The following is a 22,806-nucleotide window of genomic DNA, read 5'->3' on the forward strand; positions in this document are numbered from 1 at the left end:
ATGGAACATCGGGTGACCGCGCGGGCGGAGGACGGCACCACCGGCGCGGAACGTGCGGCGGCGGTCCCGGCGGACGATGCGACCGGTACGGCTGGCGCGGCCGATACGGCGGGTACGGCTCGCGCGGCCGGTACGACCGGCACGGCTCGTGCGGCCGGTACGGCGGGTACGACGGCTCCCGCCGACCGGAGCCCCGGCGCCGCCGACCCCCGCCGCCGTGTCCCCCGTACCGACGACCTCCTGCGGGACCCCCGCCTCGCCGAGGCCGTGGACCGGCTCGGGGCCGCGGTCGTCAAAGGGGCCGTACGGGACGCGCAGCAGCGGGCCAGGGACGGGGAGCTCGCGCCCGAACACGTGACCGAGACGGTTCTGGGTCTGCTCCCCGGCACCGCGAGCGGACTGCGCCCGGTGCTCAACGCCACCGGGGTGCTGCTCCACACCAACCTCGGCCGCGCCCCCCTCTCGGCCGCCGCCCGGCAGGCTCTGGCCGAGGCCGCGGGACCCACCGACGTGGAACTCGACCTGGCGACCGGCGACCGGGCCCGCCGGGGCCGCTCCGCCCTCGCCGCCCTGCGCGCGCGGGTGCCCGCCGCCGGGGACGTCCATGTCGTCAACAACGGCGCCGCCGCCCTCGTCCTCGCCGCCACCGCGCTCGCGGCCGGCCGGGAGATCGTGGTCAGCCGGGGTGAGATGGTGGAGATCGGCGACGGCTTTCGCCTGCCCGACCTGCTCGTCTCCACCGGTGCGCGGCTGCGCGAGGTGGGCACGACGAACCGCACGACCGCCGCCGACTACGCCGAGGCGATCGGCCCGGAGACCGGGTTCGTGCTCAAGGTGCACCCGTCCAACTTCCGCGTCACCGGCTTCACCCGTGCGGCCCAGACGGGGGAACTCGCCTCTCTGGGCGTGCCGGTCGTCGTGGACATCGGCTCCGGGCTGCTCGCCCCGCACCCCGGCCTGCCCGAGGAACCCGACGCCGGCACCCAGCTGCGCGCGGGCGCCGCCCTGGTCACCGCGAGCGGCGACAAGCTGCTCGGCGGACCCCAGTGCGGACTGCTGCTCGGAGACCGCGACCTGCTGCGCGCCCTCGCCCGGCACCCGCTGGCCCGCGCCCTGCGCGTCGACAAACTGACCCTGGCCGCCCTGGAGGCCACCCTCACCGGACCGCCCACCCCCACCGCCCACGCCCTGACCGCCGACCCCGTCGCCCTCAGGGCCCGCGCCGACCGGCTCGCCGCCGAACTGGGCGCCCACGGGATCGACGCCCGCGCCGTCGCCGGCACCGCCACGGTCGGCGGGGGAGGGGCGCCCGGCGTCGGGCTGCCCAGCGCGGCACTCTCGCTGCCCGAGCCGTACGCCGCCGCGCTGCGCACCGGCCGGACCCCCGTCGTCGGACGCCTGGAGGCCGGGCGCTGCCTGCTGGACCTGCGCTCCGTGCCCCCGGCCGACGACGAGCGGCTCGCCGAAGCCGTACGCGCGGTGCGCACGAGCGACGATCCGGCCGCGCCCACGGGACGGACCTGATGCGGGTCCTCGCCACCGCCGGACATGTCGACCACGGCAAGTCCGCCCTGGTCCGGGCGCTCACCGGGATGGAACCCGACCGGTACGAGGAGGAGCGCCGCCGGGGCCGCACCCTCGATCTGGGCTTCGTGTGGACGCGGCTCGACGCGCTCGGCGACCACCTCGCCTTCGTGGACGTACCCGGCCATGAGCGGTTCGTGCCCACCATGCTCGCCGGGGCCGGGCCGGTGCCCGCCGTGCTGTTCGTGGTCGCCGCCGACCAGGGCTGGCAGCCCCAGTCGCAGGAGCACCTCGCCGTCCTCGACGCGCTCGGCGTCCGGCACGCCGTCCTCGCGGTGACCCGCGGCGACCTCGCCGACCCCGCACCGGTGCGCGCCGACGCCGTGGCGCGGCTGGCGGACAGCTCCCTCGGCACGGTGGCGTCCGTCGCGGTGAGCGCCGTCACCGGCACGGGACTCGACGACCTGCGCACCGAACTCGCGCGGATGGCGGGCGCGTTGCCCGACCCCGATCCGGACGCCGACGTACGCCTGTGGCTGGACCGGGCGTTCACCGTGCACGGTCACGGCACCGTGGTGACCGGCACGCTCGGCGCGGGCACCCTGCGCGTCGGCGACCGGCTGGTCACCGGGGACGGCTCGACCGTACTGCGGGTGCGTGGTCTCCAGAGCCTGCACGAGGACCGGGCGGCCGTCAGCGGGGTGGCCCGGGTCGCGGTCAATGTGCACGGGCCGGGGGACGCGGGACTGCGCCGGGGGCAGGTGCTGCTGAGCCCCGATTGCTGGCGGCCCACCGAGGTGCTCGACGCGCGGATCGACGGCGAGCCGGTGGCCGGCCTGCCCCGCCAGGTCACCCTGCACCTGGGGACCGCCGCCGTGCCGGTCACCGTCCGCCCGCTCGGCACCGACACCGCCCGGCTCACCCTCGCCCGCCCCCTGCCCCTGCGGATCGGCGACCGCGCGGTGCTGCGCGCACCGGGCGGCGGCCGGCCGCCCCGGGGCGTCACCGTCCTCGACGTACGACCGCCCCGGCTGACCCGGCGCGGCGCCGGCCGGGCCCGCGCCGCCGAACTCGCCGCCCTGACCGGCCGTCCCGACCCGGCCGCCGAACTCCGCCGCCGCAAGCTGATCCGCCGCGCCGACCTCACCGCGATGGGCGTCCAGGCCCCCGGCGAGCCCGTCACGGGCGACTGGCTGGCCGACCCGGCGCACTGGAGCGACCTGCGCGACCGGCTGACCACCGAGGTCGAACGGCACGCCCGCGCCCACCCGTTGGACCCCGGCCTGCCCGCCGAGGCCGCCCGCCGGCTGCTCGGGCTGCCCGATCGCGCCCTCGTCGACGCGCTGGCCGGCACCTCCCCCCGACTCCGCTGCGACCACGGCAAGTTGTGCGCAGCGGGCACCTCCCGTCCCGGCCTCCCCCCGGCCGTGGACGCCGTACGCCGGGACCTGGAGCGGACCCCGTTCCGCGCGCCCGAGGCGGGCCGGCTCGCCGAACTGGGCCTGGACCGCAGGACGCTGGCCGTCGCCGTGCGCGCCGGGGCGCTGCTGCGGATCGCCGACGGGATCGTGCTGCGGCCCGGCGCCGACGCCGAGGCCGCCGCCGTACTGCGCGCCCTGCCCCAGCCCTTCACGCTCAGCGAGGCCCGGCGCGCCCTGGACACCACCCGCCGGGTGGCCGTACCGCTGCTGGAGTTCCTGGACGCCCGGGGGCACACGGAACGCGTCGACGACCAGCGCAGACGCTGCCGCACCGGGCCGGGGAGCGGAGGCGGACGGGAATCGAACCCGCCTGCCCGAGATCCTCGGGCACCTCGGTTTTGAAGACCGGGAGGGCCACCAGGCACCCGCACGCCTCCACCGCTCGCCAGGCTAGTGCCCGAGGAGACCGCGATGACCACGACCCGCCACGCGACCGTCCGGCTCACGCAGTTCGCCCACGGTGGCGGCTGCGCCTGCAAGATCCCGCCCGGCGAGCTGGAGGAGGTGGTCGCCGGGCTGGCCGTACCCCGGCTCACCGGGGGCAACACCCCGCTGCTGGTCGGCCTCGCCACCGGTGACGACGCGGCCGTGGTCACCCTGCCCGGACAGCCGGCGACGGCCGTGGTGTGCACGGCCGACTTCTTCACCCCGGTGGTGGACGACCCCTACGACTGGGGGCGCATCGCCGCCGCCAACGCGCTGTCCGACGTGTACGCCATGGGCGGCCGCCCGGTGCTCGCCGTCAACCTGCTGGCCTGGCCGCGCGAGAGGCTCCCCTTCGAGCTGGCCCGCGAGGTGCTGCGCGGCGGCCTCGACATCGCCACCGAGGCGGGCTGCCACGTCGGCGGCGGGCACAGTGTGGACGACCCGGAACCCAAGTACGGCATGGCCGTCACCGGGGTCGCCGACCCCGGGCGCCTGCTGCGCAACGACACCGGCCGCCCCGGACTGCCGCTGTCCCTGACCAAACCGCTCGGCCTCGGCGTCCTCAACAACCGGCACAAGGCCACCGGCGAACGCTTCGAACAGGCCGTCGCCACCATGACCGCGCTCAACCGCGAGGCGTCCGAGGCCGCGCTCGCCGCCGGGGCCGGCTGCGCCACCGACATCACCGGCTTCGGCCTCCTCGGCCATCTGCACAAGCTGGCCAAGGCGTCCGAGGTGACCGCCGTGCTCGACACCGCCGCCGTGCCGTATCTGGACGGCGCCCGCGAGGCCGTACGGGACGGCTATGTCAGCGGCGGCACCCGGCGCAACCTCGAATGGGTCGCCCCCTGGACCGGGTTCGGCACCACCGACGCCGACACCCGGCTGCTGCTGGCCGACGCCCAGACCTCCGGCGGTCTGCTGGTCGCCGGGGAGGTGCCGGGCGCCCCGGTGGTGGGGGAGCTGGTGCCGTACGACGGCTGCCACACCATCCTGCTCGAATAGCCCACCGGCACCGGGGACTCACGGATCGGTACCGGTGTGCGCGTCGATGCCCGCCCGCGCCCGGTAGGCCCGCACCAGCTCCGCGGCCGCGGGCCCCCGCGGCCTGCGCCCCGGCCGGAGGTCCACCGCGATCGCCTTTGCCTCCTGGATATGAGTGTTGGGATCCAGGGACAGATGCAGCAGCTCGTTGGCCGCGTCGCCGGTGGTGTAGCCGTTGGGCCCCCAATGGTAGGGCAGGCCCACCTGGTGCAGCCGGTGGCCGTGCACGGTCAGCGGGGTCATCCGGTCGGTGACCAGCACCCGCGCCTCGATCACCCCGCGGGCGCTGACGATCGTCGCCCAGCCGGTGTGCTCCAGCCCCCGCTCGGCCGCCAGCTCCGGGGAGACCTCGCAGAAGAACTCCGGCTGGAGCTCGGCCAGATAGGGCTGCCAGCGGGACATTCCGCCCGCCGTGTGGTGCTCGGTGAGCCGGTAGGTGGTCGCCACGTACGGGTAGACCTGGGAGCCGCGCTCGTCACCGCTCGGCTGGTAGCGGTTGTCGGGCAGTGTGGGCAGCAACTGCCGTACGGGGTTGCGCTGCTGGTCGTAGAGGAGATTCGGGAAGGGCGAGTCCTGCGGTTCGTAGTGCGCGGGCAGCGGGCCGTCCGTGAGCCCGGACGGCACGTACAGCCACGCCTTGCCGTCGGCCTGCATGATGAACGGGTCCCGGCCGGACAGCGCCGCGGGCCCGGTGGCGCCCTCGTCCGGCTCGTAGTCCGGCGCCTTGTCCTTCTTGACGTCGGGGACGTCGTACCCGGCCCACTCGCCCCGGTCCGCGTCCCACCACACCAGCGCCTTCCGCTCGCTCCACGGCCGGCCCTCGGGGTCGGCGGAGGCGCGGTTGTACAGCACCCGGCGGTTGGCGGGCCACGCCCACGCCCACTCGGCGGCCACCCAGTCCTGCTCGCGGCCGGGCTTGCGGCGGGCGGCCTGGTTGACCCCGCCGGCGCGCACCCCGCAGTAGATCCAGCAGCCGCAGGTGGTCGAGCCGTCGGGCCTCAACTGCTCGTACGAGGACAGCGGTTCGCCGTGTGCGTCATGGCCGTTGATCTCGGCGAGCACCGCCTCCGCGTCCGGCTCGACCAGCGGGCCCTTCGTCGGATAGTCCCAGGCGAGGTCCAGCACCGGCCGGTCCATCTCGTCGGCCGACCCGGCGAGCTTCTCCCGGATGATCCGCCCCAGATGGAAGGCGAACCACAGGTCGCTGCGCGCCTCGCCGGGCGGCTCGACCGCCTGGTGGTGCCATTGCAGCAGCCGCTGGGTGTTGGTGAAACTGCCGTCCTTCTCGGTGTGCGCGGCGGCCGGCAGGAAGAACACCTCGGTACGGATGTCCTCCGTGCGCAGCTCCCCGGTCTCGATCTCCGGGCCGTTCCGCCACCAGGTCGCCGACTCGATCAGCGAGAAGTCGCGCACCACCAGCCAGTCCAGGTTCGCCATGCCGAGCCGCATCAGCTTGGTGTTGGCGTTGCCCACCGCGGGGTTCTCACCGAACAGGAAGTAGCCCTTGCAGACGCCCGCCAGCTGGGCCATCGTCGTCTCGTACGTCGAGTGCGAACCGGTCAGCCGCGGCAGGTAGTCGAAGCAGAAGTCGTTCTCCTCCCGCGCGTGTTCGCCCCAGTACGCCTTGAGCAGGCTCACCAGGTACGCGCGCATGTTGCCCCAGTAGCCCTTGTGCGCGGCCTCCGCCTCGATGAACGCGGCCAGGTCCTGGTTCTGGTGCGCGTGCGGCATCGGGATGTAGCCCGGCAGCAGGTTGAAGAGCGTCGGGATGTCCGTGGAGCCCTGGATGGAGGCGTGCCCGCGCAGCGCGAGGATGCCGCCGCCCGGCCGGCCGATGTTGCCGAGCAGCGACTGGAGGATGCAGGCCGTGCGGATGTACTGCACGCCCACCGTGTGCTGGGTCCAGCCCACCGCGTAGGCGAAGGCCGTCGTACGCTCCCGCCCGGAGTTCTCCGTGACCAGCTCGCACACCTGCCCGAACAGCTCCCGCGGCACGCCGCACACCTGCTCCACCATCTCCGGTGTGTAGCGGGCGAAGTGCCGCTTGAGCACCTGGAGGACACAGCGCGGATGGGTCAGCGTCTCGTCCCGCTCCGGCTCGCCCTCGCCGATCACCGGGCCGCCCGCGCCGTGCTGCTCGCCGCGCGCCGCCTCGGTCACCGAACGGCCGCCCCCGGTGCGCTCGTCGTACTCCTGGTCGCGTTCGCCGGAGGCCGCCTGCGTCTGCGAACCCTCGTACTGCCAGCTGGAGTTGTCGTAGGAGCGACTCTCGCTGTCCAGGCCGGAGAAGACGCCGGACAGGTCCTCGGTGTCACCGAAGTCCTCGCGCAGGATCATCGGCGCGTTGGTGTACGCCACGACGTAGTCGCGGAAGTACTTCTCCTTCTCCAGCACGTAGTTGACGATCGCGCCGAGGAAGGCGATGTCCGAGCCCGCGCGCAGCGGCACGTGCAGATCGGCGAGCGCGCTGGTGCGGGTGAAGCGCGGGTCGACATGGATCACCTTCGCGCCCCGCGCCTTGGCCTCCATCACCCACTGGAACCCGACCGGATGGCACTCGGCCATGTTCGAGCCCTCGATGACGATGCAGTCCGCGTTCTGCAGGTCCTGCTGGAAGGTGGTCGCGCCGCCGCGGCCGAACGAGGTTCCCAGACCGGGAACGGTGGAGGAGTGTCAAACGCGCGCCTGGTTCTCGATCTGGATCGCGCCGAGCGCCGTGAACAGCTTCTTGATGAGGTAGTTCTCCTCGTTGTCCAGCGTGGCCCCGCCGAGGCTCGCGAGGCCCATGGTGCGCCGGGTGCGGGTCTCGTCGACCTCCCACTCCCAGCCCTCCCGGCGGGCCGCGATCACCCGGTCCGCGATCATGTCCATCGCGGTGTCGAGGTCGAGGCGCTCCCAGTCGGCGGCGCCCGGGCGCCGGTGGAGCACCTGGTGCTGGCGGGCGTCGCCGGTCGTCAGCTGGAGGCTCGCCGAGCCCTTGGGGCACAGCCGGCCGCGGGAGACGGGGGAGTCCGGGTCGCCCTCGATCTGGGTGACCTGCCCGTCCTGGACGTACACGTTCTGGCCGCAGCCCACCGCGCAGTACGGGCAGACGGACTTCACCACCCGGTCGGCCGAGGCCGTCCGCGGCGTGAGCCGCCTGCTGGGCCCGCTCTTCGCCGCGGCACCCCGCCCGAGCGGGTCCGTCCCGGTGAGCTGGCGGTAGACCGGCCAGGAGTCGATCCAGGTGCGTACGCCCACGGCCACTCCTCCCACTCGTCGTCCCGATTGTCGCGCGGGGCCCGGGCACGGCATCTCGTGCGCCGGGGGCGTGGGGGCGCCCCGGGGCGATGGGTGGACACGGTGTGGGCGGTCCCGCGCGTCGCGGGCGGGCAGGCGGGTTCGATTCCCGTCCGCCGCGTACGGCCCCGGACGGGCACGGCGGCGTCAGCGGCCGGGGCGCGGGAGCCTTGCACGAAGGGGACTGCGCGCGGATGGCACCCTGCATTGCCCGCGCCGGAAGGCAGTTCCCCTGCCCATCGGCATCCGGGGGGACGCCCTCCTGCTGCCGTGACCGGGGGCCCGCTCAACTCCCTTGCGCGCGAAGCCTCTCCCGCTGCGGTACGACCGTGTAGCGCGGGTCCTCCGCCGAGGCCACCCCGGCGTGGAAGACGCCGAAGCGCAGGGCCGCCGAGCCGGTGAGGAGGGCGGTACCGGCGGCCAGTGCCACGCGGCGGTCGCGCAGGCGGCCGGAGAGGAGGGCCAGGGCGGCACCGGTGACGGTCAGGGCCTCGCAGGCGCGGAGCAGGAGCCGGGGCCGGCCCCGGTCGAAGGGTTCGGCCGTGATCCCCATCCGCCGCTTCATCAGCTGGAAGGCGCCCAGCTCCAGCCCGGCGCCGAGCAGCGCCGTCCGGCGGGCCGGTCCCGCCTGCCCGACCGGCGCGGTGGCCAGTGCCAGACCGGACGCGGCGGCCGCGGCGGAACCCGCGAAGACGAACGGGAGCTGGCGGTAGCCCTCGTGCCAGGAGGGGACCGCCGTGTCCGACAGCAGGACCGCGGTGTACGTGGCCACGGCGGGCCCGAGCACCGCCGCAGCGACCGTGGCCGCCGAGCCCACCAGCCGGTGACGGCGGGCCACTTCGGTGGCGGTGGCACCCAACAGCCGGTAGCGGCCCGCCGTTTCGAAGGCCGCGGCGGCCATGGTCAGGGGTGCGTACCCCACGAGGAGCCAGGAGCCCACGCTCATCGGCGAGGTCGGCTTGAACACCCGCAGCATGTTCAAAAACCGCGCCGGGCGGCCCAGATCGTGCACCAGCGCGGCCAGCGACAGCGAGATCGCCCCGGCCGCCCCCACTTTCGCCGGTGCCGCGAGCCCCGGCCGGCCCGTCAGCTCAGCCCCCGCCGCCAGCAGCGAGGAGGCCCCCGCGAGCCCGCCGAGGTACAGGTACCCGGCGATGTCCAGCGCCTTCCACGTGGGCTTGTTCAGCACCGGTCTGCCGTAGTACGACGAGAAGGACGCGTCCGGGACCATCGGCTGCTCGCCCCGCCCGCGCCGCCGACGCCGGCGCCCCGCGTACGCCCCGGTCGGCGCCTCCCGGCCCGCCCGTCCGCCTCCCTTTCCCCCCTCGGCGCCGCCCCGCCCGGCCTGCGGCCCGGTCATCACGCCCTCCTCGGACGTCCGGCGAAGCCGCCCACCGCGAGCCCCACCAGCGTCACCGCCGCCAGCGCCGCGTGCCGCCACATGTCGGGCAGGTCCCGGGTGGTGACCACCGGGTCCGGGGGCAGCCCGTAGACCTCGGGCTCGTCGAGCAGCAGGAAGAAGGCACCGTCGCCGCCGACCCCGTCCCCCGGGTCCTGCCCGTACAGCCGGGCGTCCGCCACCCCGGTCGCGTGCAGCCGCGTCACCCGGTCCGCCGCCCGCTCCCGCAGCTCGTCCAGCGGCCCGAACTGGATGGAGTCCGTGGGGCACGCCTTGGCGCAGGCGGGCTCCATGCCGACGCCGAGCCGGTCGTAGCACAGCGTGCACTTCCACACCCGGCCGTCGTCCGCGCGCTGGTCGATGACGCCGTACGGGCAGGCGGGCACGCAGTAGCCGCAGCCGTTGCAGATGTCCGACTGCACCACGACCGTCCCGAACTCGGTACGGAACAGCGCCCCGGTGGGGCACACGTCGAGACAGGCCGCGTGGGTGCAGTGCTTGCACACGTCCGAGGCCATCAGCCAGCGCAGCTCGGTGCGGCCGTCGGGGGAGAGCGGGGAGATCCGCCCGGCGGGGGCGCCCTCGGGGGCCCGCTCCGGCGGGGGAGCGGTGGCGCCGGGACCGGGGGAGGAGGCGCCGGTGCCGAGTCGCGCGGCCGCCGCGAAGACGTCCGTGTCCTCGTGATGGACGCCGGGTTCTTGCCCGCCGAACGGTGCGCGCTGCTCGATGAACGCCACGTGCCGCCAGGTGTCGGCGTTCAGGGTCCGTGTGTTGTCGTAGGACATGCCGGTCAGTTCGAGGCCGTCCTCCGGGACCGCGTTCCACTCCTTGCAGGCCACCTCGCACGCCTTGCAGCCGATGCACACCGAGGTGTCGGTGAAGAACCCCATCCTCGGTGGCGCGTCCGGATAGCCGGAGGCGCCGGCCACGTCCGGCTGGGGGCCGTACCACTGGTTCCCGTGGACCTTCGGGCCGTCGCCCATGGCATGCCTCCTCGCTCACGAGTGGCTTCCCATGGGGACCGGCACAGGCGGGCTGTGGGGCGCCGACCCCTCAAGGGGGACCCGTGGTCTCCCCCGAGCGTGGCACGGGTGCCCGGGCTCCGCGCGCCCGGAACGGTGTCACGCGCCCGGAGCGGCTTCGCCCGTCGTCCGCGCGGTCGAGCGCCGTGGTGCGTGGTCAGCCGCCAGGCCGGCCGCCGTGGCGTGTGCTCATCCGTCGCTCCGCGGCCCGCCGCCCTCGGTGACGAGCGGCACCGTCGCGGTGACCCGCTTGCCCTCCGGCAGCACCGTCACCTCCAGGTCCCGCGAGAGCATCGTCACCAGATGCAGACCGTGGCCGCCGACCCGGCCGGGGTCGGGCGGACGATGATGCGGCGGTGAGGTGGAGCTGTCCGTCACACAGATGCGCAGCGCGTGCGTGCCGGGCCTCAGCTCCAGGCTGAGCGCGCACGGGCCCGGCGCGTGTTTCTCCGCGTTGGTCACCAGTTCGCTCACGACAAGCTGCGCGTCCTGGACCGAGCGCCGCAACGGCGCCGGGCGTGCCGAGCCGAGCAGGGCGGCGACGGCGTCACGCGCGTCGGCGCTGCTGCACATGCCGGTGTCCCAGGTGCGGCTGTAGCCCAGATCCTGCGTCCTCGGGTGCGTCCTCAGCGAGATGTCCATACCTCGTCGCCCTTTTCCCTCCGGGGTTCGGGGTCCCTTCCTGCGAGCGTGCGGGGAACGTGCCGTCCTGTCAGCTCGGCTACCCGCTGGCCCATCGATCAAGGGGACGTGCACCGGGAATCCTTCGGTTGCACACGAGTCCCTGCTGGGAGCGGGTGCCGGACGCGACAACGGGTCCCGGGAATCCGCAGGAGCGGATTCCCGGGACCCGCTGGAGTCGATCGTCCGGGTCAGCGCCATGGCCGACGGCCGGCCTCAGTGTTTGAAGGTGTCCTTCGCCTTCTCCTTGGCCTGCCGGGCATCGCCCTTCGCGCCTTCCATCTTGCCCTCGGCCTCCATCTTCTCGTTGCCGACGGCGCGGCCGACGGTCTCCTTGGCCTTGCCCTTGGCCTGCTCCGCCTTGCCCTTGGCCTTCTGGTCGCCTGCCATGTGAGTCTCCCATCCCGACGTCGCGTGAAGTCCGTTCGCCTTTCGGTTTGCCACTGCGACGCCCCTCAAACCGATTGCCCGCCCTCAACCGATTGCTCTCCCTTGGTTGTACAGGCAAGACTGCTAAACCTATTGTTACTAATCATGAACGCGGCGACAGAAGACATGGCGGCAGCCGCCACGGGCCCGGGCGGCGACCCGGGGACCGGCGCGCTCGCGGGCGCGCTCCGGCTGGCCATGGGCCGGATCGTGCGCAGGCTGCGCCAGGCCCACGCGGTGGGCGACCTGACCCTCTCCGGCGCCTCGGTGCTGGCCCGGCTCTCCGGCAGCGGGCCCGACTCGCCGGGCGCGCTCGCCGAACTGGAGCGGGTGCGGCCGCAGGCGATGGCCGGCACCCTGGCCGGTCTGGAGCAGCGGGGCCTGGTCAGCCGGGCGCCTGATCCGGCCGACCGGCGCCGGGCCGTCATCGCGATCACCGAGGAGGGCCGGACCGTGCTGGAGCGGCGCCGCTCCGAGTCCGCCGACCGCCTCGCCCACGCCCTGGACGGGTTCACCCCCCGGGAGCGGCAGGCCCTGACCGACGTACTGCCCCTCCTCGACCGACTGGCGGAACAGCTGTGAGCGCCGATACGCCCGCGGGCGGCATACGCGCCCGGCTGCTCGCCCGCTCGGCCCGGCAGCGGGACACCCCGCCCGGCCCCGGCTACAAGTGGGTCGCCCTGTCCAACACCACGCTCGGCGTCCTGATCGCCACGATGGACGCCTCCATCGTGATCATCTCGCTGCCGGCCATCTTCCGGGGCATCGGCCTGGACCCGCTCGCCCCGGGCAACATCGGCTATCTGCTGTGGATGGTCCTCGGCTACCTGCTGGTCTCGGCCGTGCTGGTGGTGGTCCTCGGCCGGCTCGGCGACATGTTCGGCCGGGTGCGCATCTACAACCTGGGCTTCCTGGTCTTCGCCATCGCCTCCGTCGCCCTGTCCCTCGATCCCTTCCGGGCCGGGGCGGGCGCGCTGTGGCTGATCCTGTGGCGCGTCGTCCAGGCGTTCGGCGGCTCCATGCTCACCGCCAACTCGGCCGCGATCCTCACCGACGCCTTCCCCTCCCGGCAGCGCGGCATGGCGCTCGGCATCAACCAGATCACCGCGCTCGCCGGGCAGTTCCTCGGCCTGCTCGCCGGCGGTCTGCTGGCCGCCGTGGACTGGCGGGCCGTGTTCTGGGTGAGCGTCCCGATCAGTGTCACCGGCACCGTCTGGTCGTACCTGAGCCTGCGCGAGACCGCGGCCGGCGGGCGCGGCCGGGTCGACTGGCTGGGCAACATCACCTTCGCCTCCGGCGCCGGCATCCTGCTGGCCGGCATCACCTACGGCATCCAGCCCTACGGCGGCCACCCCACCGGCTGGACCAACCCGCTCGTCCTCACCGGGCTGATCGGCGGCGTGTGCCTGCTGCTCGTCTTCTGCGTGGTGGAGAACAAGGTCGCCGAGCCGATGTTCCGCCTCTCGCTGTTCACGGTGCGGGCCTTCGCGGCGGGCAACCTCGCCGCCCTGCTGACCGCGATCGCCCGCGGCGGGCTCCAGTTCATGCTGATCATCTGGCTCCAGGGCATCTGGCTGCCGCTGCACGGCTACGACTTCGAGGACACCCCGCTGTGGGCGGGCATCTTCATGCTGCCGCTCACCCTCGGCTTCCTGCTCGCCGGTCCCGTCTCCGGCTACCTCTCCGACCGGTTCGGCGCCCGGATCTTCTCCACCGCCGGGCTGCTGGTGGTCGCCGGGTCCTTCCTCGGGCTGCTGGCCCTGCCGGTGGACTTCGCCTACGGCCCGTTCGCCGCGCTGTTGCTGCTCAACGGGCTGGGCCAGGGCATGTTCTCCTCGCCCAACACCTCCTCGATCATGGGCAGCGTGCCGGCGAGGTACCGGGGCGTGGCCTCCGGGATGCGCTCCACCTTCCAGAACTCCGGTACGGCCCTGTCCATCGGCGTGTTCTTCTCGCTGATGGTCTCCGGCCTCGCCGCCACCCTGCCGAAGACGCTGAGCGGCGGCCTCGCGGCGCACGGTGTGCCCGCCGCGACCGCGCACCAGGTGGCCTCGCTGCCGCCGGTGAGCACCCTGTTCGCGACGTTCCTCGGCGACAACCCCGTCGGCCATCTGCTCGCGGGCCACACCCTGGACCGGCTGACCGCCGCCCAGCGCGCCACCCTGACCGGTCACACGTTCTTCCCCGAACTGGTCTCCGGCCCCTTCCACCACGGCCTGACCATCGTCTTCAGCGTGGCCGCCGGGATGGCCCTGGTCTCCGCCGTGGCCTCCGCGCTGCGCGGCGGCCACGAACGGGCCGACGAGACGCCGGCGCCCGGACCCGGGCAGGCCGCGCCGAAGCCGAGCGGGGCGGCCCGCCCCTCCTGAGGCTCCGGGCCCCTGGAGTCAGCCGGGACCCCCCGAGTCCGCGCGCGCGTGGCGCCGTCGTAGGACATGGCGGGCCACGAGCGCGAGGACCAGGACCGCGAGGGCCAGCAGGAAATAGAGCTCGTAGCGCTTGATCTCCTCGTACACCGCGTCGATGTGGCTGCCCGCCAGATAGGCCAGGGTGGTCCACAGGCCCACCCACAGGGCGGCGCCGAGGGCGTTGAAGGCGAGGAAGCGGCGCCAGTGCATGCCCGAGGTGCCCGCGACGATGCCGTTGGCCTGCCGCAGGCCCTCGACGAACCGGGCCACGGTCACGATCACGCCGCCGTGCCGGGTGAAGAAGTCCTCGGCGGCGGCGAACCGCTTCGGGGTCAGGAAGACATACTTCCCCCAGCGGTGCACGAAGGCGCGTCCGCCGAAGTGGCCGATCAGATAACCGATGTTGTCCCCGACCACGGCCGCGGCGAACGCGATGAGGGCCACCTTGACGACGTCCAGCTCACCCGCGCCCGCGTACACCCCGGCGGCGAGCAGGATCGTCTCACCGGGTGCCGGGATGCCGAAGTCCTCCACGAGGATCACGGCCCCCACGGCCCAGTAGCCGTAGTGGCCGAGCAGCGGCGCCAGATGGGCCAGTGGTCCCGGAAGCGGAGGGGCGGCCATGCCTCAACGGTACGGGGCGGCGGCGCCGGGGGCCCTCAGAGGGCCGGGCCCTGGGCGCCTCTGGGGGCTCGCTGGCAACTGGGACACAGCTCGTGCTCGCCGTCGCGGCTGACGACGGTCCCCCAGCCGAGGCAGCGCTCGCAGTCGCGGGCGCGGTTCAGGTCCGGGTGGGGCGGCGGGACGTGGCTGGGGCGGGCTGCGTGCACCATGCGGCGAGCGGCTCCTTGCGGGGTGGAGGGAGTCGTAAGAATGTCCGGGTTGCCAGATTAAGTCTTATTTATCCCTGTTTTCTGTGAGGTGCGTCACACTTCCCGGGGTCAGTCGAGATTTCCCAGCCGGGCCTCGCGCCACAGGTCGACACCGCCGTCGGCGGCGTACGTGTCGATCTCGGCCAGTTCCTCGTCGGTGAAGTCGAGGTTCTCCAGCGCGGCCACGTTCTGTTCCAGCTGCTCGGTGCGGGAGGCGCCGATGACCAGGGACGTCACCCGCTGGTCGCGCAGTGCCCAGGCGAGCGCCAGCTGGGCCAGGGTCTGGCCGCGCCGGGCCGCGAGGTCGTTCAGGGCGCGCAGCCGGCGCAGCACGTCCTCGGTCAGCCAGGAGCGGTCGAAGGAGTCGCCGCGCGCGGCCCGCGAGTCACCCGGCACACCGTCCAGGTAGCGGCCGGTCAGCAGCCCCTGGGCGAGCGCCGTGAAGCCGATGACACCGAAGCCCTCCTCCTGGGCGACGTCCAGCAGGCCCTCGGACTCGATCCAGCGGTTGAACATGTTGTACGACGGCTGGTGGATCAGCAGCGGGGTGCCGAGGTCGCGCAGGATCGCGGCGGCCTGCCGGGTGCGCTCGGCGTCGTAGGAGGAGATGCCCACGTAGAGCGCCTTGCCCTGGCGCACGGCCGTGTCGAGGGCGCCCATCGTCTCCTCCAGCGGCGTGCTCGCGTCGAGCCGGTGGGAGTAGAAGATGTCCACGTAGTCCACGCCCATCCGGCGCAGCGACTGGTCCAGCGAGGCCAGCAGGTACTTGCGGGACCCGCCGCCCTGCCCGTAGGGGCCCGGCCACATGTCCCAGCCCGCCTTGGTGGAGATCACCATCTCGTCGCGGTACGGCGCGAGGTCCTGCCGCATCAGCCGGCCGAAGTTGGCCTCCGCCGAGCCGTACGGCGGGCCGTAGTTGTTCGCCAGGTCATGGTGGGTGATCCCCAGGTCGAAGGCGCGCAGGGCGATCTCGCGCTGGGTCTCGAAGGCGCGGTCGTCGCCGAAGTTGTGCCAGTAGCCCAGGGACAGGACCGGCAGGTCGAGCCCTGAGCGGCCGGTGCGCCGGTAGCGCATGGTGCCGTCGTAGCGAGCGGGGTCCGCGACGTGGGTCATCGGGTGTCTCCGGGTGGTGCGGTACGGATGCCCCAGGGGGGCGAGGGGGTCTGTCCACCCTGCGCCGAGGTGATCCATAAGTCCAATTGCGGAGCCGGATGGGATTGAGCGGTCCGGTTTCTGAGTGCGGGACTGTCCGATCCTATGAACTTCGCGCGGGCCGGGTTACCGGTCCTCCCCGAGTCTGATAGGAAACTTTCCTACCAGTACTGGGCGCGCCCTGTACTGGCCCAACTCGCCACCCCCCACATTCACTTGGAGCCCAGTGGTGCATGAACACCGCGATTCAGCCCCCTCCGCCCGCCTCTCCCGCCGTACCGTCGTCGCCGCGCTCGGCGCCGTGGCCGCCGGTGCCGCGCTCGGTGTCCCGTGCGCCGTCGCCGCACAGGCCCGCACCGCCGCCGCGACCGGCCTCGACGATCCCGCCAAGAAGGAGATCGCGATGAAGCTGGTGTCGAGCGCGGAGAACTCCTCGCTGGACTGGAAGGCCCAGTACCAGTACATCGAGGACATCGGCGACGGCCGGGGCTACACCGCCGGCATCATCGGCTTCTGCTCCGGCACCGGCGACATGCTCGACCTCGTCCAGCTCTACGCCGACCGCGCGCCGGGCAACGTCCTCGCCGAGTACCTGCCCGCGCTGCGCAAGGTGAACGGCGGCGACTCGCACTCCGGACTCGACCCGGACTTCCCCGGGGACTGGCGCAAGGCGGCGCGGGACACGGTGTTCCGGACGTGCCAGGACGACGAGCGCGACCGCGTGTACTTCGGCCCCGCCGTCGTCCAGGGCAAGACCGACAAACTGCGCGCCCTCGGCCAGTTCTGCTACTACGACGCCCTCGTGATGCACGGCGACGGCGACGACCCCACCAGCTTCCGCAACATCCGTAAGCGGGCCCTGCGTACCGCCCAGCCCCCGGCGCGGGGCGGCGACGAGACGGCGTACCTCGGCGCCTTCCTCGACGCCCGGGTCTGGGCCATGAAGCAGGAGGAGGCCCACAGCGACACCACCCGTGTCGACACCGAACAAAGGGTCTTCCTGCGCAAGGGCAACTTCGACCTGAAGACGCCGCTCGACTGGAAGGTCTACGGGGACAGTTACCACATCGGCTGACGACGCGTCCTCGCGCGGTGCTCGCCCCCGGCCCGTGCGGACTCGCGTGGCAGCGCCCTGACGAGCAAAGATGGGCTTCAGCGAGCGACCGAAACCGACGCGGAGGAACGCATCCATGGCGCACGAGCGAGCCGGCCGGCCGGCCGGTCCCGAGGATCTTGTCGATGTGGCGAGGCTGGTCACGGCGTACTACGCGCTGCACCCGGACCCGGCCGACCCGGCCCAGCGGGTGGCGTTCGGCACCTCGGGCCACCGGGGCTCGTCCCTGGCGAGCGCCTTCAACGAGGACCACATCGCCGCCACCAGCCAGGCCATCTGCGAGTACCGCGCCGCGCAGGGCACCGACGGCCCGCTCTTCCTGGGCGCCGACACCCACGCCCTGTCGGAGCCCGCGAAGGTCACCGCGCTGGAGGTGTTCGCCGCGAACGGCGTGACCGTGCTCATCGACAGCGCGGACGGCTACACGCCCACCCCCGCCGTCTCGCACGCCATCCTCACCCACAACCGGGGCCGCGCCACCGGGCTCGCCGACGGCGTGGTCGTGACCCCCTCGCACAATCCGCCCGCCGACGGCGGCTTCAAGTACAACCCGCCGAGCGGCGGCCCGGCCGCCTCCGCCGCCACCTCCTGGATCCAGGACCGCGCCAACGAGATCATCACCGGCGGCCTGAAGGACGTACGACGGCTGCCGTACGCCCGCGCGCTCGCCGCGGACACCACCGTCCGCCACGACTTCCTCGGCACCTACGTCGACGACCTGCCCGCCGTCCTGGACCTCGACGCGATCCGCGCGGCCGGGGTGCGCATCGGCGCCGACCCGCTCGGCGGCGCCTCGGTCGCCTACTGGGGCCGGATCGCGGAGCGGCACCGCATCGACCTCACGGTGGTCAACCCGGAGACCGACCCCACCTGGCGGTTCATGACGCTGGACTGGGACGGCCAGATCCGCATGGACTGCTCCTCGCCCTACGCGATGGCCTCGCTGATCGAGCGGCGCGACACCTACCGCATCGCCACCGGCAACGACGCCGACGCCGACCGGCACGGCATCGTCACCCCGGACGCGGGCCTGATGAACCCCAACCACTACCTCGCGGTCGCCATCGACTACCTCTTCCGGCACCGCGAGCACTGGTCCGCCGGGGCGGGCGTGGGCAAGACCCTGGTGTCCTCCACCATGATCGACCGGGTCGCCGCCGACCTCGGCCGCCGCCTGGTCGAAGTGCCCGTCGGCTTCAAGTGGTTCGTGGACGGCCTGATCGGCGGGGAACTCGGCTTCGGCGGCGAGGAGTCGGCCGGCGCCTCCTTCCTGCGCCGGGACGGCTCGGTGTGGACCACCGACAAGGACGGCATCATCCTCGCCCTGCTCGCCGCCGAGATCACCGCCGTCACGGACCGCACCCCCTCCGAGCACTACGCGGCGCTGACCGCGCGCTTCGGCGAGCCCGCCTACGCCCGCATCGACGCCCCCGCCACCCGCGAACAGAAGGCGCTGCTCGGCAAGTTGTCGCCGGCCCAGGTCACCGCGGACACCCTCGCCGGGGAACCGGTCGGCGCGGTGCTCACCGAGGCGCCCGGCAACGGCGCGGCCATCGGCGGCATCAAGGTCAGCACCGAGAACGCCTGGTTCGCGGCCCGCCCCTCGGGCACCGAGGACGTCTACAAGATCTACGCCGAGTCCTTCCTCGGCCAGGACCATCTGGCCCGGGTGCAGCAGGAGGCCCGAGCGGTGGTGCAGAGCGCGCTCGGCGGCTGAGCGACGGCCCGCCGGTGCCGGGACCGGCGGCCTCCACGCCGATGAGCGGAGGCCGCCGGTCGTACTCAGCGGTGCCCGCGGTTCCCCGCGAGCCGGTGCAGGACCGCCCCCGCCATGGCCTCCTCGCCCCGGGCGTTGGGGTGCGCCGGGGCGGCGGGCGCGGCCGGCTGGAGCGGCTCGATCCAGCGGTCCGCGGGCGCCTTGCACATGTCGTGGCCGACGGTCGGGCCGTAGGTGTCCGCGTACGCGGCGCGGTTGCGCCCGGCGACCGTGCGCAGCATCAGGTTCAGCCGCTTCTCGGTGTCCCGCAGATAGGCGAAGTCACCTTGTGCGAAGGGGACTTGGGGGAAGCAGCCGACCCCGTCGTCGGGCAGCAGATCGGGGTAGCCGACGACCACGACCCGGGCGTGCGGCGCCCGCGCGTGCACGGCCCGCAGTATCTCGGTGATCTTCGGCGCGGTCTGCCGCACCGCGAGCGCCAGCGCGTCCTGCCCGGACGCCTCGTAGAAGCGCTCGCAGGGACTGCCCGCAGGGTCCTGGACGCCGAGGCGGGCGCAGGTGGCGATGATGGCGCCGAACCCGACGTCGTTGCCGCCTATCTGGAGCGACACCAGGTCGGTGTGGCGTGACACGGCGTCCAGCTGGGGCCGGTTGGTGCCCTGCGCCTGCCACATCTGCACGGTCGTCGCGCCCGAGCAGCTGACGTCCGTGAGCGTCGTCGGCCGCACCCGACGCGCCACCAGCGAGGGGTAGTTGCGGTCGGAGCGGGCACAGCCGGCGCCCACCTGGGTGGGTATGCCCGGACCCGAGGTGTAGGAGTCGCCGAGCGCCACATAGGCGAGGCGGTGGCCGTGGCCCGCCGGGTGCGCGGCGGCCGGCGTGGTGCCGGCCGCGACCAGGGCGCATCCGCCCACCGCCGCCAGCACCGCGGCCCGCCGCCGTGCTCTCGTCCCGCCCGCCGGACGTGCGTCGTTCGTCATCGTTCCCCCCTGGGACCGGTACACGGCGCGGACGGGCCGCGATGGAGCGGCGCGCACGCGATGGACCGGGTCTGTATACCGTCCGGCAGCTCCCGCCGACCAGAAGCGGGAGCCCATGAGTTCGGGGGGAGCGCGGCGGGGGAGCCGCTGGGGGGCGAGGTGACGGCGGCGGTGTGCGGCCCCGCGCCCGGCCTCAGGCGCCGGACGCGGCGACGGCCGGCACGGAGTCCTGGAGCAGGGAGTCGTCCTCCGGGCGGGCCCCGGACAGCCGGTGGTGCGCCGCTATCAGGGCCATGTCGACATCCCGCGTCCCGGTGGCCACGCACAGGGTGTACGAGATGTCCGCGAGCCGCTGCTGCGTCCCCGGGGTGCTCTCCTCGGCGCCGAGCAGGGTGAGGGTCTCGTACTGGGTGATGAGGTCCTTCAGTACGGCGGGGTGTGCCATCAGCATGGGGGTCGGCCTCCTGGTATGTCGCCGGTGTACGACGTCGCAGGCGCGAATACCCGGGCCGGCGCCCGGCATGCCACCCCGATGGTCCCCGGTTCCGCGCGCACCGTCCTTACCGGACAGGGAGTCGGATACGTCACCCGCACGGGTGCTCTCCGGTCGCGATGCGCCGGTCGCGCCCCCGGCGCGGCATTCCTTCGCCGATCATGCACCTGTGAGTCTGCCCACCCGAAGTGCCGTACCGCGCCGCGTCGTTCCGGCCGTGCTCGGCACCCTCAGTGTCCTGTCCCTGCTGTCCGCCCTGCCCGCCGCCGCGCAGCCCGCGCATGCGGGGGCCCGGGCCGCCGCGCCGCCGTCCCGGCAGGCCACGGCCGCCGAGGCGCGGACCGACGCTTATCTCCGCTCGGTCGAGGACCGGCCCGCGGCCCTGCGGGCCTTCTTCCGGCAGCTCCCCAAGGGCGGGGACCTGCACAACCACCTCTCCGGAGCGGTGAGCACGGACTACCTCATCGAGCTGGCCGCCGAGGACGGCCTGTGCGTCGACGCCACGATGACCGCCGTCGCCCCGCCCTGCGGCCCCGGCACCCGGCCGGCCGCCGACGCCCGCACCGACCGCGCCTTCCACGACGCGATCGTGCGCGCCTGGTCCATGCAGGACTTCCCGCCCGGCGAGAACGGGCACGACCACTTCTTCGACACGTTCGGCAAGTTCGGCGAGGTCACCTGGCGGCACCGGGGCAAGCTGCTCGCCCAGGTCGCCGACACCGTCGTCGCGAACAACCAGTCGTACCTGGAGACGATGGTCACCCCCGCCTCCGACGGCGCCAAGCAGCTCGCCGACCAGGTGGGCTGGGACGCCGATCTCACCGCCCTGCACCGCAAGCTGGCCGCGGGCGGCAAGCTGGACAAGCTGGTGGCGGACGCCCGCAAGGAGGCCGACGACGGCGACGCCGAGTTCCGGGCCACCGAGCACTGCGGCACCGCCAAGGCCCGGCCCGCCTGCGGGCTCACCGTCCGCTGGATCTCCCAGGCGTCCCGGGGCAGTTCACCGGTGCGGGTCTTCACCCAGCTGGACCTCGGCATGCGGCTCGCCGAGGCGGACTCCCGCTTCGTCGCCGTCAACCTGGTGCAGCCGGAGGACTGGGACAGCTCGCTGGCGAACTACCGCCTCCAGATGCGCATGGTCGGCTATCTGCGCACCGTGTACCCGAAGGCCCATGTCACCCTGCACGCGGGCGAGTTGTGGCCCGGGCTGGTCAAGCCCGAGGCGCTGAAGTTCCATATCGCCGAGGCGGTGGACGTCGCGCACACCCAGCGCGTCGGACACGGCGTCGACCTCGTCCACGAGGACGACTGGCGGCGCACCGCCCGCACCATGGCGGCCCGGCAGATCGCCGTCGAGGTGCCCTTCTCCAGCAACGCCCAGATCCTCGGCGTCAAGGGCGCGGAGCACCCCTTCACCACGTACCGCCGCTACGGCGTCCCGGTCGTCCTCGCCACCGACGACCCCGGTGTCTCGCGCATCGACATCAGCCACGAGTACCAGTACGCCGCGGCCACCTACGGCCTCGGCTACCCGGAGCTGAAGGACCTGGCGCGCGCCTCCCTCCAGTACGCCTTCCTGCCCGGCGCGAGCCTGTGGCAGGGCAACCCCACCGCCCAGGGCTACCACCCGGTCGCGGCCTGCCGCGCCGAGCGCCCCGGACAGCCCGTGCGCGGAGCGGCCTGCCGGCGGCTCCTCGACGGCAGCGCCAGGGCGCGCCTGGAGTGGCGCCAGGAGGCCGCGTTCGCGGCGTTCGAGCGGGCGCACGCCCGGGGGTGACCCCTGCGCGGTCGCGCCGGTCCGCTCACGGGGGACCGGCGCGGCCGGAATTCACCGATTGGCCGGGAAGTGTGCGGTCGTACAACCGGATGACCCGATTCCACGCCTGCGCGCGGGTCGGGTCTTCGCCATTACCCCGGCTTTGCGACGACGTTTCCGGTCACCCCATGCACCTCTGTCATCACTGCCCGTATCGTGCGGCAATGCCTCTCCGGTGAGATCGTCACACCGTCATCACATCGCCTTCACTGAACAACCACTTTCGGCCGATCGTGCTTCGGCTCCCCGTGACGGGGCAGACGCGGCGCGCGCCCCGCGCCTAGCCTCCCGGGCCATGCGATCACCTCTGCTGAGACGCCTCGGTCTCACCGCCGTCCTCGCCGCCGTCCTCGCCGTCTTCGGCTTCAGCACCCTCGCCAGTGCGGACCCGGCCCCGGCCGCCCTCACCTTCAGCACCGACAGCGCCACCACCACCCCCGGTGGTTCGGTCAAGCTGTCGATGACGCTGACCAACAACAAGACGTACGACGTCCTGTTCGTCTACCAGACGATCGATCCGACCTGGCTGACCACCCAGCGTCCGGACCTGAAGTACAGCTTCGCCGGCTGCTCCCTGGCCGCCGCCGACGGCAGCACCACCTCCTGCGCCGGCACCGGCCCGACCAACCTCGGCACCAACTACGGCACCACCATCCCGCCCGGCCAGAGCCGTACCGTCACCCTGACCCTCCAGGTCGCCGCCAACTCCGGCTGCAACGGCAACATCGGCTTCTACTCGTACTTCTACGCCGAGTTCAGCGACGGCACCAACAGCAACGGCGGCCCCGTCTACACGCCCGAGACGCGCGTGCTCTGTTCCTGACGGTCCTCGCACCACCCGCAGCGGCCGGTACGTCGCCCGGTGGACCCGACGGTCCACCGGGCGATCCGGGGCAGGACGCGAAAAAGGTCAATCGGGTTGCGTCACAAGGCAGTTGGACACCCGCCATTTTCCGTCAGGTTTCGTGA

Annotated in this window: 18 protein-coding genes, 1 tRNA gene and 1 pseudogene; 9 read left to right on the top strand and 11 right to left on the bottom strand. The window is 73.4% G+C overall.

The window, feature by feature from the left end; translation table 11 throughout:
* On the top strand, positions 1–1,524 hold the full coding sequence (gene selA, locus GHR20_RS33145; protein WP_153815283.1) for an L-seryl-tRNA(Sec) selenium transferase: 1,524 nt from the start codon (positions 1–3) through the stop codon (positions 1,522–1,524).
* Positions 1,524–3,254, top strand: a pseudogene (locus GHR20_RS33150) (SelB C-terminal domain-containing protein); the annotation flags it as partial. The gene selA and the pseudogene GHR20_RS33150, both read left to right, overlap by 1 nt.
* Positions 3,255–3,289: 35 nt before the next feature.
* On the opposite strand, the gene GHR20_RS33155 reads toward GHR20_RS33150, so the two are convergent.
* A tRNA-Sec gene (locus GHR20_RS33155) sits at positions 3,290–3,382 on the bottom strand.
* Positions 3,383–3,416: 34 nt separating this feature from the next.
* Here GHR20_RS33155 and selD point away from each other — a divergent pair.
* Positions 3,417–4,436, top strand: coding sequence for a selenide, water dikinase SelD (selD, locus tag GHR20_RS33160; protein WP_153815284.1), 1,020 nt, complete (start codon positions 3,417–3,419; stop codon positions 4,434–4,436).
* Positions 4,437–4,454: 18 nt separating this feature from the next.
* Here selD and fdh read toward each other — a convergent pair whose 3' ends face one another.
* The 5 genes from fdh to GHR20_RS33190 form a co-directional block, all read right to left on the bottom strand.
* Positions 4,455–7,715, bottom strand: a complete 3,261-nt coding sequence (gene fdh / locus GHR20_RS33165) for a formate dehydrogenase (protein WP_194859055.1) — start codon at positions 7,713–7,715, stop codon at positions 4,455–4,457.
* A gap of 325 nt (positions 7,716–8,040) precedes the next feature.
* Positions 8,041–9,114 (bottom strand): NrfD/PsrC family molybdoenzyme membrane anchor subunit, encoded by a 1,074-nt coding sequence (gene nrfD / locus GHR20_RS33175; protein ID WP_194859056.1) that lies wholly within the window; start codon positions 9,112–9,114, stop codon positions 8,041–8,043.
* Entirely contained in the window at positions 9,114–10,136 is a 1,023-nt protein-coding gene (locus tag GHR20_RS33180) for a 4Fe-4S dicluster domain-containing protein (RefSeq protein WP_148025862.1), read from the bottom strand. Before GHR20_RS33180 ends, nrfD begins: the two co-directional genes overlap by 1 nt.
* 228 nt (positions 10,137–10,364) lie before the next feature.
* Positions 10,365–10,817, bottom strand: coding sequence for an ATP-binding protein (locus GHR20_RS33185; RefSeq protein WP_111582641.1), 453 nt, complete (start codon positions 10,815–10,817; stop codon positions 10,365–10,367).
* Between the two features lie 255 nt (positions 10,818–11,072).
* Complete coding sequence (locus tag GHR20_RS33190) at positions 11,073–11,246, bottom strand: CsbD family protein (protein WP_111582642.1); 174 nt, start codon at positions 11,244–11,246, stop codon at positions 11,073–11,075.
* 144 nt (positions 11,247–11,390) lie between these two features.
* Between GHR20_RS33190 and GHR20_RS33195 the strand changes: the two genes are divergently transcribed.
* Together GHR20_RS33195 and GHR20_RS33200 are read left to right on the top strand one after the other, a co-directional pair.
* Positions 11,391–11,867, top strand: coding sequence for a MarR family transcriptional regulator (locus GHR20_RS33195; protein WP_343336029.1), 477 nt, complete (start codon positions 11,391–11,393; stop codon positions 11,865–11,867).
* Positions 11,868–11,902: 35 nt separating this feature from the next.
* The gene (locus GHR20_RS33200; protein WP_275549828.1) at positions 11,903–13,654 is read left to right on the top strand and encodes an MFS transporter; all 1,752 of its coding nucleotides are present in this window, start codon (positions 11,903–11,905) and stop codon (positions 13,652–13,654) included.
* Between the two features lie 18 nt (positions 13,655–13,672).
* Here the strand turns inward: GHR20_RS33200 and GHR20_RS33205 are convergent, their stop codons facing one another.
* From GHR20_RS33205 to mgrA, 3 genes are all read right to left on the bottom strand, one after another.
* Complete coding sequence (locus tag GHR20_RS33205; protein ID WP_153815288.1) at positions 13,673–14,317, bottom strand: DedA family protein; 645 nt, start codon at positions 14,315–14,317, stop codon at positions 13,673–13,675.
* A gap of 35 nt (positions 14,318–14,352) precedes the next feature.
* Complete coding sequence (locus GHR20_RS36975) at positions 14,353–14,526, bottom strand: hypothetical protein (protein WP_194859057.1); 174 nt, start codon at positions 14,524–14,526, stop codon at positions 14,353–14,355.
* A 108-nt stretch (positions 14,527–14,634) separates the two neighbouring features.
* Positions 14,635–15,678, bottom strand: coding sequence for an L-glyceraldehyde 3-phosphate reductase (gene mgrA, locus GHR20_RS33210; RefSeq protein WP_153815289.1), 1,044 nt, complete (start codon positions 15,676–15,678; stop codon positions 14,635–14,637).
* Positions 15,679–15,943: 265 nt separating this feature from the next.
* Between mgrA and GHR20_RS33215 the strand changes: the two genes are divergently transcribed.
* The gene (locus GHR20_RS33215; RefSeq protein ID WP_153815290.1) at positions 15,944–16,792 is read left to right on the top strand and encodes a chitosanase; all 849 of its coding nucleotides are present in this window, start codon (positions 15,944–15,946) and stop codon (positions 16,790–16,792) included.
* 115 nt (positions 16,793–16,907) lie between these two features.
* Positions 16,908–18,548: a phosphoglucomutase (alpha-D-glucose-1,6-bisphosphate-dependent) gene (gene pgm / locus GHR20_RS33220; protein WP_153815291.1), complete on the top strand. Its 1,641-nt coding sequence runs from the start codon at positions 16,908–16,910 to the stop codon at positions 18,546–18,548.
* Between the two features lie 65 nt (positions 18,549–18,613).
* Here the strand turns inward: pgm and GHR20_RS33225 are convergent, their stop codons facing one another.
* Positions 18,614–19,528: an SGNH/GDSL hydrolase family protein gene (locus tag GHR20_RS33225; protein WP_153815292.1), complete on the bottom strand. Its 915-nt coding sequence runs from the start codon at positions 19,526–19,528 to the stop codon at positions 18,614–18,616.
* A 193-nt stretch (positions 19,529–19,721) separates the two neighbouring features.
* On the bottom strand, positions 19,722–19,979 hold the full coding sequence (locus GHR20_RS33230) for a DUF5133 domain-containing protein (protein ID WP_153815293.1): 258 nt from the start codon (positions 19,977–19,979) through the stop codon (positions 19,722–19,724).
* A 211-nt stretch (positions 19,980–20,190) separates the two neighbouring features.
* Here GHR20_RS33230 and GHR20_RS33235 point away from each other — a divergent pair, with 211 nt between their 5' ends.
* Complete coding sequence (locus tag GHR20_RS33235; protein ID WP_153815294.1) at positions 20,191–21,798, top strand: adenosine deaminase; 1,608 nt, start codon at positions 20,191–20,193, stop codon at positions 21,796–21,798.
* A gap of 334 nt (positions 21,799–22,132) precedes the next feature.
* Complete coding sequence (locus GHR20_RS33240) at positions 22,133–22,660, top strand: hypothetical protein (RefSeq protein ID WP_153815295.1); 528 nt, start codon at positions 22,133–22,135, stop codon at positions 22,658–22,660.
* The last annotated feature ends 146 nt before the right edge of the window (positions 22,661–22,806 follow it).

This window comes from Streptomyces sp. SUK 48 (assembly GCF_009650765.1).
Classification (GTDB): domain Bacteria; phylum Actinomycetota; class Actinomycetes; order Streptomycetales; family Streptomycetaceae; genus Streptomyces.